This is a genomic window from Pseudomonas sp. Pse35 (assembly GCF_024519715.1).
GTDB classification, from domain to species: domain Bacteria; phylum Pseudomonadota; class Gammaproteobacteria; order Pseudomonadales; family Pseudomonadaceae; genus Aquipseudomonas; species Aquipseudomonas paracarnis.
Genome location: NZ_JALJRP010000004.1, coordinates 276,119 through 289,272 on the forward strand (window position 1 = coordinate 276,119; position 13,154 = coordinate 289,272).

General features: G+C 61.3%; 10 protein-coding genes. 6 read left to right on the top strand and 4 right to left on the bottom strand.

Features of this window, described 5'->3' with window-relative positions; all coding sequences use genetic code 11:
* Window positions 1-25: 25 nt before the first annotated feature.
* A complete protein-coding gene (locus tag OC445_RS05465) occupies window positions 26-1,540 on the top strand; it encodes an ABC transporter substrate-binding protein (protein ID WP_054919782.1) in 1,515 nt (504 codons plus the stop codon).
* A 119-nt stretch (window positions 1,541-1,659) separates the two neighbouring features.
* Here the strand turns inward: OC445_RS05465 and OC445_RS05470 are convergent, their stop codons facing one another.
* The 4 genes from OC445_RS05470 to OC445_RS05485 all read right to left on the bottom strand — a co-directional run bounded on the left by OC445_RS05470 (window position 1,660) and on the right by OC445_RS05485 (window position 5,348).
* Complete coding sequence (locus OC445_RS05470; protein WP_003189758.1) at window positions 1,660-2,400, bottom strand: YciK family oxidoreductase; 741 nt, start codon at window positions 2,398-2,400, stop codon at window positions 1,660-1,662.
* 177 nt (window positions 2,401-2,577) lie between these two features.
* Window positions 2,578-3,249: an N-acetylmuramic acid 6-phosphate phosphatase MupP gene (mupP, locus tag OC445_RS05475; RefSeq protein WP_003189759.1), complete on the bottom strand. Its 672-nt coding sequence runs from the start codon at window positions 3,247-3,249 to the stop codon at window positions 2,578-2,580.
* A gap of 4 nt (window positions 3,250-3,253) precedes the next feature.
* Entirely contained in the window at window positions 3,254-3,952 is a 699-nt protein-coding gene (gene ubiG, locus OC445_RS05480) for a bifunctional 2-polyprenyl-6-hydroxyphenol methylase/3-demethylubiquinol 3-O-methyltransferase UbiG (protein ID WP_003189760.1), read from the bottom strand.
* A 64-nt stretch (window positions 3,953-4,016) separates the two neighbouring features.
* Window positions 4,017-5,348: a TRZ/ATZ family hydrolase gene (locus OC445_RS05485; protein WP_072446750.1), complete on the bottom strand. Its 1,332-nt coding sequence runs from the start codon at window positions 5,346-5,348 to the stop codon at window positions 4,017-4,019.
* A gap of 109 nt (window positions 5,349-5,457) precedes the next feature.
* Between OC445_RS05485 and mtnA the strand changes: the two genes are divergently transcribed.
* The 5 genes from mtnA (at window position 5,458) to hisC (ending at window position 13,150) form a co-directional block, all read left to right on the top strand.
* Complete coding sequence (mtnA, locus tag OC445_RS05490; RefSeq protein WP_198790768.1) at window positions 5,458-6,528, top strand: S-methyl-5-thioribose-1-phosphate isomerase; 1,071 nt, start codon at window positions 5,458-5,460, stop codon at window positions 6,526-6,528.
* Window positions 6,529-6,951: 423 nt separating this feature from the next.
* Window positions 6,952-9,606 (top strand): DNA gyrase subunit A, encoded by a 2,655-nt coding sequence (gyrA, locus tag OC445_RS05495; RefSeq protein WP_032892792.1) that lies wholly within the window; start codon window positions 6,952-6,954, stop codon window positions 9,604-9,606.
* 242 nt (window positions 9,607-9,848) lie between these two features.
* Window positions 9,849-10,934: a 3-phosphoserine/phosphohydroxythreonine transaminase gene (gene serC / locus OC445_RS05500; protein WP_034126687.1), complete on the top strand. Its 1,086-nt coding sequence runs from the start codon at window positions 9,849-9,851 to the stop codon at window positions 10,932-10,934.
* Window positions 10,934-12,028 (top strand): prephenate dehydratase, encoded by a 1,095-nt coding sequence (gene pheA, locus OC445_RS05505; RefSeq protein WP_032902668.1) that lies wholly within the window; start codon window positions 10,934-10,936, stop codon window positions 12,026-12,028. The genes serC and pheA overlap by 1 nt, the downstream gene beginning before the upstream one ends.
* A 9-nt stretch (window positions 12,029-12,037) precedes the next feature.
* Window positions 12,038-13,150: a histidinol-phosphate transaminase gene (hisC, locus tag OC445_RS05510; RefSeq protein ID WP_057975720.1), complete on the top strand. Its 1,113-nt coding sequence runs from the start codon at window positions 12,038-12,040 to the stop codon at window positions 13,148-13,150.
* Window positions 13,151-13,154: the final 4 nt, after the last annotated feature.

The following is a 13,154-nucleotide window of genomic DNA, read 5'->3' on the forward strand; positions in this document are numbered from 1 at the left end:
CCATTCATTAACAAGGAGTTGTGATATGCACTCGCGCCACTTGAAATTGCTCGCCGCCGCTACCCTCACGGCCTGGTCGCTGACCGCCGGCCTGGCCCATGCCGCCGGTGTGCTCACCATCGGCTGCCGTGAAGACAGTACCACTTTCGACCCGATCAAAAGCGCGCAAAACCGCGACACCTGGGTATTTGCCAACGTCTACGACACCCTGGTGCGCGTGGATAACCTGGGCACCAAGATGGAACCGGGCCTCGCCGAAAGCTGGGACATTTCCAAGGATGGCCTGACCTACACCTTCAAGCTGCGCGAGGCGAAGTTCTCTGACGGCTCGCCGATCACTGCCGCCGACGCCGCGTTCAGCCTGCTGCGCATCCGCGACAACAAGGCCTCGTTGTGGAGCGACCCGTTCAGCCTGATCAACACCGCCACGGCCAGCGATGCCAAGACCCTGGTGGTCACCCTGAAAACCCCGGCTGTGGCCTTCCTCTCGCAACTGGCGTCGCCGACGGTGTCGATCCTGTCGGAAAAAGCCATGACCAAGATGGGCGAAGACGCCTACTCGGAAAACCCGGTGACGTCCGGCGCGTTTACCGTGGACGAGTGGCGCAAGGGCGACCGCGTGATCCTGAAGAAAAACCCGAATTTCTGGCAGGCCGGCAGCGTGAGCCTGGACGGCGTGGAATGGGTGTCGGTGACCGATGACAACACGCGCATGCGCATGGTGCAGAACAACGAACTCGACACGGCGATCTTTGTACCGTTCTCCCGCGTGGAAGAGCTGAAGAAAGACCAGAACGTGGTGATCCACGCCGACCCGTCCACCCGTGAAGATCACCTGTTGATCAACCACGAGCACGGCTTGTTGGCCAAGCCGCAAGTGCGCCAGGCCCTGGACATGGCCATCGACAAGCAATCGCTGGTCAAAGCCGTCACTTACGGTCAAGGCACCGTGGCTTATTCCTACATTCCAAAGGGCTCGCTGTACCACTACGCCAACAACCTGCAACGCCCGTACGACCCGGCCGAAGCCAAGAAGCTGCTGGCCGCTGCAGGTGCCCAGGACTTGAAGCTCAACTACGTAGTCAACGCCGGCAACGAGGCCGACGAGCAGATCGCGGTGATCATCAAGGACCAGCTAGCCAAGGTCGGCGTGACCGCCAACCTGCAGAAAGTCGACCCCACCCAAAGCTGGCAGATGCTGGTGGACGGTGAATACGATATTTCGGTGATGTACTGGACCAACGACATCCTCGACCCGGACCAGAAAACTACCTTTGTGCTGGGCCACGACACCAACCAGAACTACATGACCCGCTACAAGAACGACCAGGTCAAGGCGTTGGTGGCGGCCGCGCGGATCGAGGCAGACCCGGCCAAGCGTGAGCAAATGTATGTGGAGTTGCAGAAGCTGGCCAAACAGGATGTGAACTGGATTGACCTGTACTACAGCCCGTACATCAACATCTCACGCAAGAACGTAAGCAACTTCCTGCAGAACCCATTGGGGCGCTTCACCCTTGAGGAAGTGGTCAAAAACTGAGTTTTTAACTACACCACAAAGCAATGTGGGAGCTGGCTTGCCTGCGATGGCGATGGAATATTCACCACCGCTATCGCAAGCAAGCCAGCTCCCACCTTTGTTTTGCGGTGTGTCAGGGCTTATTGCGCATCGAAGGCCTGGCCATTGATTCCGGCACTGTCGGGCCCCATCAGGTACAGGTACACCGGCATGATCTCTTCCGGTGCCGGCCTTTCCATCGGGTTTTCCCCTGGGTACGCCTGGGCGCGCATGCTGGTGCGGGTGCCGCCCGGGTTGATGCTGTTGGCGCGCACTGCGGCCACATCTTCCAGCTCATCGGCCAGGGTTTGCATCAGCCCCTCGGTGGCGAACTTGGACACGCCATAGGCACCCCAATAAGCACGGCCCTTGCGCCCGACACTGCTGGAGGTGAACACCACCGACGCGTCCTGGGACAGTTTGAGCAGCGGCAGCAAAGTGCTGGTCAGCATGAACATCGCGTTGACGTTGACGTGCATCACCCGCATGAAGTTCTCGCCGGACAACTGCTCGATGGGCGTGCGTGGGCCGATGATCGAGGCGTTGTGCAACAGGCCGTCGAGGTGGCCGAATGCCTTTTCGATCATCGCTGCCAGCTCATCGTATTGATGGGGCAGGGCGGTCTCCAGGTTGAACGGGATTACCACCGGCTGTGGGTGGCCCGCGGCTTCGATCTCGTCATACACCTGGGCCAGGTTGGCTTCGGTCTTGCCCAGCAACAACACGGTGGCGCCATGGGCGGCATAGGTCTTCGCCGCTGCCGCGCCAATCCCGCGACCGGCGCCGGTTACCAGGATGGTCCGGCCTTTGAGCAGTTCTGGCGGTGCAGAGTAATCAAACATAAATAGCCTCGACAAAATTCAAGGTGATACACCACTTGAAGTGGAATCCATTTCCTGTGGGAGCTGGCTTGCCTGCGATGGCGGACTAACTGCCGCCAGATGTGCTGGCTGGCAGGCCGCTATCGCAGGCAAGCCAGCTCCCACATTGATCTCAGTGTTGTTGAGATCTTCGAACAATCAGCAACTGCACAGCGCGTTATCCAGCACCTTGCGCAATTCCAGCGGGTGATCCACCACCACATCCGCGCCCCAGTGGCGTGGGTTGTCATCCGGGTGGATATAGCCATAAGTGACCGCCGCCGTGCGCGTACCGGCGTCGCGGCCGGATTCGATGTCGCGCAGGTCATCGCCCACGAACAGCACGCTGGCCGGGTCCAGGTCGAGCATCTTGCACGCCAGGATCATCGGCTCCGGGTCCGGCTTGCTGTTTTTCACATGGTCCGGGCAGATCAGCACGGCCGAGCGTTCGGCCAGGCCCAGGCGCTGCATGATCGGTTCGGCAAAGCGCACCGGCTTGTTGGTGACCACGCCCCAGATCAGCTTGGCTTTCTCGATGTCTTCCAGCAGTTCGGCCATGCCGTCGAACAGTTTGCTGTGCACCGCGCAGTCCTTGAGGTAGCGCTCCAGGAATTCCTGGCGCAGCTCTTCAAAGCCTGGGGATTCAGGATCCATCGAGAAGGTCACGGCAACCATCGCTCGGGCACCGCCGGAGATTTCATCGCGGATGTGCTGCGGGTTGATCGGCGCCAGGCCTCGGTCGGCGCGCATGGCCTGGCAGATGGCGATAAAGTCCGGCGCGGTGTCCAGCAGGGTACCGTCCATGTCGAAGAGAACCGCTCGCAACTTCACAGGCTTACTCCTCGCGCAGGGTCTGGATCATGTAGTTGACGTCAACGTCGTTGGCCAGCTTGTAGTGCTTGGTCAGCGGGTTGTAGGTCAGGCCGATGATGTCCTTGACGGTCAGCCCAGCCTGGCGGCTCCACGCACCCAGCTCGGAAGGGCGGATGAATTTCTTGAAATCATGGGTGCCACGCGGCAGCAGCTTCATGATGTATTCGGCGCCGATGATCGCGAACAGGTAAGCCTTGGGGTTGCGGTTGATGGTGGAGAAGAACACCTGGCCGCCGGGCTTGACCATACGGAAGCACGCACGGATCACCGAGGACGGGTCTGGCACGTGTTCGAGCATTTCCAGGCAGGTGACCACGTCGAACTGCTCGGGCATTTCCTCGGCCAGGGCTTCGGCGGTGATCTGGCGGTACTCCACGCTCACCCCGGATTCGAGCTGGTGCAACTGGGCCACGGCCAGCGGCGCTTCACCCATGTCGATGCCCATGACGGTGGCGCCGCGCTGGGCCATGGCTTCGCTGAGGATGCCGCCGCCGCAACCGACGTCCAGCACCTTCTTGCCGGCCAGGTTGACGCGCTCGTCAATCCAGTTGACCCGCAGTGGGTTGATATCGTGCAGGGGTTTGAATTCGCTCTCGCGGTCCCACCAGCGGTGAGCCAGGGCTTCAAACTTGGCGATTTCGGCGTGATCGACGTTGCTCATGGTGAATCCTCTGAATCTGATAAGTCGGTGTGTCGCGGCTGAACCCAAGGCTTCAGCCGCGTCGTTATTCGCTGTGCCCGCTGATGCGTTGGCCCCAGGCAATGGCCGTGGCGGTCAACTGTTGTTCATCCATGCGGGTCAATTGCCGGTCGTCGAGCAATGGCTTGCCGGCAACCCAAAGGTGTTTCACGCAATCGCGCCCGGTGGCATATATAAGCTGTGAGACCGGATCGTAGATCGGTTGTTGCGCCAGCCCGGAAAGATCAAAAGCGACGATGTCTGCCGCCTTGCCGACTTCCAGGGAGCCAATCTGGCTGTCCAGGCCCATCGCCCTGGCGCCGTTGAGTGTGGCCATGCGCAGGGCGCGGTGGGCATCCAGCGCAGTGGCCGAGCCGGCCACGGCCTTGGCCAGCATCGCCGCCGTGCGGGTTTCGCCGAGCAAATCCAGGTCATTGTTGCTGGCAGCGCCGTCGGTGCCGATGGCCACGTTGACGCCAGCCTGCCACAAGCGCTCCACCGGGCAAAAGCCGCTGGCCAGTTTCAGGTTCGATTCCGGGCAGTGAATGACGCTGGTGTTACTTTCTACCAGTAAAGCCAGGTCGTCTTCGCTGATTTGGGTCATGTGCACGGCCTGAAAGCGCGGGCCCAGCAGGCCAAGGCGAGCCAGGCGCGCCAATGGCCGCTCGCCGGTCTGCTCGACGGCTTGCTGCACTTCAAAGGCGGTTTCGTGAACATGCATATGGATCACGGCGTCCAGCTCTTCGGCGATCACCCGGATCTTTTCCAGGTTGGCATCGCACACAGTGTAGGGCGCGTGGGGGCCGAAGGTGATTTTGATGCGCGGGTGGTGCTTGAGGTCGCCGAACAGCTCGATACCCTGGCGAATCGCCTCGTCGGCACTGCTTGCGCCGGGGATCGGGAAGTCGAGGATCGGCAGTGCGATCTGCGCACGCATACCGCTGTTGTGCACGCAGTCACTGGCGACCTTGGGGTAGAAATACATGTCCGAGAAGCAGGTGATGCCGCCCTTGATCTGCTCGGCAATGGCCAGGTTGGTACCGTCACGCACGAACGCTTCATCGACCCACTTGGCTTCGGCGGGCCAGATGTGCTTTTCCAGCCAGGTCATCAGTGGCAAATCGTCGGCCAGGCCGCGGAACAGGCTCATGGCTGCATGGCCGTGTGCATTGACCAGGCCGGGGCTGAGCAGCATGCCGGGCAGTTCACGCACCTCTTGCGCCGCCAGCTTCAACGCCGCGTCCCGTGGCCCGATAAAGGCAATGCAGCCATCGCGGATACCCAGGCCGTGCTCCTTGAGCACCACCCCAGCGGGCTCGACGGGTACCAGCCAGGTCGGCAGCAGCAACAAGTCGAGCGGGGCGGCAGTGGAGGTCATCGCAGGCTTCTTCCCAGGCAGCTATAAAAGAAGGGCGAAGTATACCCGAGCGTCCCGGCTGGCGGATCGCTATAATCGGCGGCTTTTGTTCATGAGTGCGGGGTAAGGGATGCGCGACCGACTGTTGGCTGCAGAGAACGTGAAGGCCATCGAATGGCGTGATGGCGCGCTGCACCTGCTCGACCAGCGTGTTTTGCCGTCCCGGGAGCACTGGGTGGCCTGCGGTACCGTTGAAGCGGTGGCTGACGCCATTCGCACCATGGTGGTGCGGGGCGCACCGGCCATCGGCATCTGCGCTGCCTATGGCTTGGTGCTCGCCGCCCGCGAGCGCATCGCCGAGGGCGGTGACTGGCAGGCCGCGTGGGAAGAAGACTACGCCTTGCTGGCCCACACCCGGCCGACCGCATCGAATTTGTTCTGGGCCTTGCAGCGCATGCGCGACCGCCTGGATCGCCTCAAGCAGCACGCCGACCCGCTGGTGGTGCTGGAGGCCGAAGCCGTCGCGATCCATGAGAGTGACCGGGAAGCCAATGTGGTCATGGCCCAGCTGGGTATGGAGCGGATTCGCAAGCATCAGGGCAATGCCCAGGCGATCCTTACCCATGGCAATGCCGGCGCGTTGGCTTCCGGCGGCGTTGGCACAGCCCTCGGGGTGATTCACGCGGCGTATCTGGAGGGGTTGGTCGAGCAGGTCTATGTCAATGAAACCCGTCCATGGCTGCAAGGCTCGCGTCTGACGGCGTGGGAGTTGGCGAGCCAGGGCATCCCGGTGGCGGTGAATGCCGACTCCGCGGGCGCGCATATCCTCAAGACCAAAGGCGTGACCTGGGTGGTGGTGGGTGCTGACTGTGTTGCGGCCAATGGCGATGTGGTCAGCAAGATCGGCACTTATCAACTGGCCGTCTGTGCCATGCACCATGGCGTGCGCTTTATGGTGGTGGCGTCAAGTTCGACCCTCGATTTGATGATGGCTACGGGGGAGGATGTTGCGCTGGAGCAGCGCGATATGGGTGAGTTGCTTGAGGTTGATGGGCAGCGGTTGGATATCGCGGCGCTTAACCCTGTATTTGATGTGACGCCTGCGGACCTGATTGACGTGATCGTCACCGAAAAAGGCATTGTCGAGCGGCCAGACACTGCCAAACTGGCCAAGTTGATGTGCCGTAAGCGGCTGCATTGAGTGTGTGGGTGCCTGTGGGGGCGCCATCGCAGGCAAGCCAGCTCCCACCTTTAACTGTATTCACAAATCAAAGGTGGGAGCTGGCTTGCCTGCGATTGGCCGTTAAGGTCAATAAAACTGCTGGATCCATCCTCAAAAAATACCACCATCGCGCCTCTGAGCCCCTCTCGTCCCCTTCAAGCCTGTCATCCGTCAAATTACTAGCCTCCATGCGCATCAGGGGGATAGGTGCGTGGCGGCGATTGTGATAACATCCGGCGGTTTCCAGGGCTGCCCCGAGGGGTTGCCTATAACGTGCAGATCCGTGTCATAACTCGTTGATTTGTCGTAAGTCGTTGTCAGGCACCGTGCCGGCAGCGGCGAGCTTCGTTCGTCCCGAATGGATGTGACGAGGTTTCACCCGAAAAAGGAATCAGGCTTCTCATGGGCGAACTGGCCAAAGAAATCCTCCCGGTCAATATCGAAGACGAGCTGAAACAGTCCTACCTCGACTACGCGATGAGCGTAATTGTCGGTCGGGCACTGCCTGATGCGCGCGATGGCTTGAAGCCCGTGCACCGGCGTGTGCTGTTCGCGATGAGCGAGCTGGGTAACGACTGGAACAAGCCGTACAAGAAATCTGCCCGTGTTGTCGGTGACGTGATCGGTAAGTATCACCCTCACGGCGACACTGCGGTGTACGACACCATCGTTCGGATGGCGCAGCCGTTTTCCTTGCGCTACCTGCTGGTAGACGGCCAGGGCAACTTCGGTTCGGTGGACGGCGACAACGCCGCAGCCATGCGATACACCGAAGTGCGCATGACCAAGCTGGCGCACGAGCTGCTGGCCGACCTGCATAAAGAAACCGTGGACTGGGTGCCGAACTACGACGGCACCGAAATGATCCCGGCTGTCATGCCCACCAAGATTCCCAACCTGCTGGTCAACGGTTCCAGCGGTATCGCCGTGGGCATGGCCACCAACATCCCGCCGCACAACCTCGGTGAAGTCATCGACGGTTGCCTGGCCCTTATCGACAACCCTGAGCTGACCGTCGATGAGCTGATGCAATACATCCCCGGCCCGGACTTCCCGACCGCCGCGATCATCAACGGTCGCGCTGGCATCATCGAAGCCTACCGCACTGGCCGCGGGCGCATTTACATGCGTGCCCGCTCGATGATCGAAGATATCGACAAGGTCGGTGGCCGCCAGCAGATCGTCATCACCGAGCTCCCTTACCAACTGAACAAGGCACGCCTGATCGAGAAGATCGCCGAGCTGGTTAAAGAGAAGAAGCTGGAAGGCATCACCGAGCTGCGCGACGAGTCCGACAAGGACGGTATGCGCGTGGTCATCGAGCTGCGCCGCGGCGAAGTGCCTGAGGTGATCCTCAACAACCTCTACGCTCAGACCCAGCTGCAAAGCGTGTTTGGTATCAACGTGGTTGCCCTGATCGACGGCCGCCCGCGCATCCTGAACCTCAAGGACCTGCTGGAAGCCTTCGTGCGTCACCGTCGCGAAGTAGTGACCCGCCGTACCGTGTTCGAACTGCGCAAGGCCCGCGAGCGCGGCCATATCCTAGAAGGCCAGGCGGTTGCGTTGTCGAACATCGATCCGGTGATCGCCCTGATCAAGGCCTCGCCAACCCCGTCGGAAGCCAAGGAAGCGCTGATCAGCACGCCTTGGGAATCCAGCGCCGTGGTCGCGATGGTTGAGCGCGCTGGCGCCGACTCGTGCCGCCCGGAGACCCTGGACCCGCAATACGGTCTGCGTGAAGGCAAGTACTTCCTGTCGCCAGAGCAGGCCCAGGCCATCCTGGAACTGCGTCTGCACCGCCTCACCGGCCTTGAACACGAGAAGCTGCTGGCCGAGTACCAGGAGATCCTCAACCAGATCGGCGAGTTGATCCGCATCCTCAGCAGCGCCGTGCGCCTGATGGAAGTGATCCGCGAAGAACTGGAAGTGATCCGCGCCGAATACGGCGACGTGCGCCGCACCGAAATCCTCGATGCGCGCCTGGACCTGACCCTGGGTGACATGATCCCGGAAGAAGAGCGCGTGGTGACCATCTCCCACGGCGGCTATGCCAAGACCCAGCCGCTGGCTGCTTATCAGGCCCAGCGTCGTGGCGGTAAAGGTAAATCGGCTACCGGCGTGAAGGATGAGGACTACATCGCTCACCTGCTGGTCGCCAACAGCCACACCACGCTGCTGCTGTTCTCCAGCAAGGGCAAGGTGTACTGGCTCAAGACTTACGAAATCCCGGAAGCCTCCCGCGCTGCCCGTGGCCGTCCGTTGGTCAACCTGCTGCCCCTGGACAGTGATGAATACATCACTACCATGCTGCCGGTCGAGGAATACACCGAAGGCCACTTCATCTTCATGGCCACCGCCAAAGGCACCGTGAAGAAGACCCCGTTGGAATCCTTCAGCCGTCAACGCAGCGTGGGCCTGATCGCCCTGGAGCTGGATGAAGGCGACGTGCTGATTTCCGCAGCCATCACTGATGGCGAGCGCGAAGTCATGCTGTTCTCCGACGGCGGCAAGGTCACACGTTTCAAGGAGTCCGACGTGCGTGCCATGGGCCGTACCGCCCGGGGTGTACGCGGCATGCGCCTGCCGGAAGGGCAGAAGCTGATTTCGATGCTGATCCCGGAAGAAGGCAGCCAGATCCTCACCGCGTCCGAGCGTGGTTATGGCAAGCGTACCGCCATCAGTGAGTTCCCGGAGTACAAGCGTGGCGGCCAGGGCGTGATTGCCATGGTCAGCAACGACCGCAACGGCCGTCTGGTCGGCGCGGTGCAGGTGCTCGATGGCGAGGAGATCATGCTGATTTCCGACCAGGGCACCTTGGTGCGTACCCGTGTGGCGGAAGTGTCGAGCCTGGGCCGTAACACCCAGGGCGTGACCCTGATCAAGCTGGCCAAGGACGAAAAACTGGTCGGCCTGGAGCGTGTGCAGGAGCCTTCGGAAGTCGAAGGTGAAGAGCTCGAAGGTGAGGAATTTGAAGGCGAGGTGATCGCAGCTGGCGATGACAACGTTGACGAGCCAACCCTCGACGCTGCCGCAGACGAAGAAGAACCGCAGGAATAAGCGGACACACAGGGGGCGGATGAAGATTCGCCCCCTTGTTGTTTGTCCCGTATGAAATACAGCGCCCTTTGCCTGGACGCGGTCCATGTGGGAGCTGGCTTGCCTGCGATACAGGCGCCTCGGTCATTCAGTGATACCGCGGCGCTGCTATCGCAGGCAAGCCAGCTCCCACAGATGTCCGCTCCAGAACGAGGGCGTTGCTGACATGATTGCAGCCCCACCAGATCAGAGTGAGATTGGATGTGAGCAAGAGAGCCTATAACTTCTGTGCCGGTCCCGCGGCGCTTCCTGAAGCAGTCCTGCAGCGTGCGCAGGGTGAACTCCTCGACTGGCATGGAAAAGGCCTCTCCGTGATGGAAATGAGCCATCGCAGCGATGAGTTTGTGTCCATCGCCACCAAGGCCGAGCAGGATCTGCGCGACTTGCTGGACATCCCCTCCGACTACAAAGTGTTGTTCCTGCAAGGCGGCGCGAGCCAGCAGTTCGCCCAGTTACCGCTGAACCTGCTGCCAGAAGGCGGGACTGCCGACTATATCGACACCGGTATCTGGGGTCAGAAGGCTATCGAAGAAGCCTCGCGCTACGGGCATGTCAATGTGGCAGGCACCGCCAAGCCCTACGACTACTTCGCCATTCCCGGTCAGAACGAGTGGAAGCTGACCAAGGACGCGGCCTACGTTCACTACGTCGCGAACGAAACCATCGGTGGCCTGGAATTTGATTGGGTGCCGCAAGTCGGTGACGTTCCGCTGGTGTGCGACATGTCCTCGGACATCCTCTCGCGCCCGATCGACGTGTCCAAGTACGGCATGATCTACGCCGGCGCGCAGAAGAACATCGGCCCGAGCGGCATCCTGGTCAATATCATCCGCGAAGACCTGCTGGGTCGCGCCCGCTCGGTGTGCCCGACCATGCTCAACTACAAGGTCGCGGCCGATAACGGCTCGATGTACAACACCCCGCCGGCGTTTGCCTGGTACCTGTCGGGCCTGGTGTTCGAATGGCTCAAGGAGCAGGGCGGCGTGGCGGCCATGGGCAAGCTCAATGAAGAGAAGAAGCGCGTCCTGTACGACTTTATCGACGCCAGCGGCCTGTACAGCAACCCGATCAACCTCAGCGACCGCTCGTGGATGAACGTGCCGTTCCGCCTGGCCGACGACCGCCTGGACAAACCGTTCCTGGCCGGCGCCGACGCGCGCGGCCTGCTGAACCTCAAGGGCCACCGCTCGGTGGGTGGCATGCGCGCCTCCATTTATAACGCCGTTGACATCCACGCCATCAATGCGCTGGTTGCCTACATGGCAGAGTTCGAGAAGGAACACGGCTAATGTCTGAGCAAGAACTCAAGGCCCTGCGCGTACGCATTGACAGTCTGGACGAGAAGGTCCTTGAACTGATCAGTGAGCGCGCGCGCTGCGCCCAGGAAGTGGCCCGGGTGAAAATGGCATCCCTGGCGGAAGGCGAAGTGCCGGTGTTCTACCGGCCCGAGCGTGAAGCCCAGGTGCTCAAGCGTGTGATGGAACGCAACAAGGGCCCGTTGGGCAACGAAGAGATGGCGCGGTTGTTCCGTGAAATCATGTCCTCGTGCCTGGCGCTGGAGCAGCCGCTGAAAGTGGCTTACCTCGGCCCTGAAGGCACCTTCACCCAGGCGGCAGCCATGAAGCACTTCGGCCATGCGGTGATCAGCAAGCCGATGGCGGCCATCGACGAAGTCTTCCGTGAAGTCGCGGCCGGTGCGGTGAATTTTGGCGTGGTGCCGGTGGAAAACTCCACCGAAGGCGCGGTCAACCACACGCTGGACAGCTTCCTTGAGCACGACATGGTCATCTGCGGTGAGGTGGAGCTGCGTATCCACCACCACCTGCTGGTGGGTGAAAACACCAAGACTGACAGCATCAGCCGTATCTATTCCCACGCCCAGTCCCTGGCCCAGTGCCGCAAGTGGTTGGACGCCCATTACCCGAATGTAGAGCGCGTTGCGGTGTCCAGCAACGCCGAGGCGGCCAAGCGGGTCAAGGGTGAGTGGAACTCGGCGGCGATTGCCGGCGATATGGCTGCCGGCCTGTACGGCCTGACGCGCCTGGCCGAAAAGATCGAAGATCGCCCGGATAACTCCACGCGCTTTTTGATGATCGGCAGCCAGGAAGTGCCGCCGACCGGCGACGACAAGACCTCGATCATCGTCTCCATGAGCAACAAGCCCGGCGCGCTGCATGAGCTGCTGGTGCCATTCCACGACAACGGGATTGACCTGACGCGCATCGAGACTCGTCCTTCGCGCAGCGGTAAGTGGACCTACGTATTCTTTATCGACTTCATGGGCCATCACCGCGACCCTCTGGTCAAGGGCGTGCTGGAGAAAATCAGTCAGGAAGCCGTGGCACTCAAGGTGCTGGGCTCTTACCCGAAAGCGGTTTTGTGAGGCTTTGACATGAGTGGCAACTTCCTCGCCCTGGCGCAGCCGGGCGTGCAACAACTCTCGCCTTACGTTCCAGGCAAGCCTGTGGACGAACTGGCCCGCGAGTTGAATCTGGACCCGTCCAAAATCGTCAAGCTGGCGAGTAACGAAAACCCGCTGGGCCCGAGCCCCAAAGTGTTGGCGGCGATTCGTGAAGAGCTGGCCGAACTGACCCGTTATCCCGATGGCAACGGTTTTGCGCTCAAGTCTTTGCTGGCGGACAAATGCCGGGTCGAGCTGAACCAGGTGACCCTGGGCAATGGCTCCAACGACATCCTTGAGCTGGTCGCCCGTGCTTACCTGGCGCCAGGCTTGAATGCGGTGTTCAGCGAGCACGCGTTTGCGGTCTACCCGATCGTGACTCAGGCGGTGGGGGCGGATGCTCGCGTGATTCCTGCCAAGGACTGGGGCCATGACTTGCCGGCGATGCTGGCGGCCATCGATGCCCAGACTCGCGTGGTGTTTATCGCCAACCCGAACAACCCGACCGGCACCTGGTTTGACGAGCAGGCACTGAACGAATTCCTGCAGGACGTGCCGGGGCATGTGCTGGTCGTGCTGGACGAAGCCTACATCGAGTACGCCGAAGGCAGCGACCTGCCCGATGGCCTGGATTTCCTCGCGGCCTACCCGAACCTGCTGGTGTCGCGTACGTTCTCCAAGGCTTATGGCCTGGCGTCGTTGCGGGTCGGTTATGGCTTGTCCACCCCCGTGGTAGCCGATGTGCTGAACCGCGTGCGCCAGCCGTTCAACGTCAACAGCCTGGCCCTGGCGGCCGCCTGTGCGGCGGTGAAGGATGCCGAATACCTGGAAGAAGGCCGTCGTCTCAACGAAAGCGGCATGCTGCAATTGCAGGAAGGCTTTCGTGAGCTGGGCCTGGGCTGGATTCCGTCCAAGGGCAACTTCATCTGCGTCGACCTCGGCCAGGTGGCTGCGCCGGTGTTCCAGGGCTTGCTGCGCGAGGGCGTGATCGTGCGCCCGGTGGCCAACTATGGCATGCCGAACCATCTGCGTATCACCATCGGTTTGCCGGCTGAGAACAGCCGCTTCCTTGAGGCGTTGGCCAAGGTTCTGGCCCGTGGTTGATGTC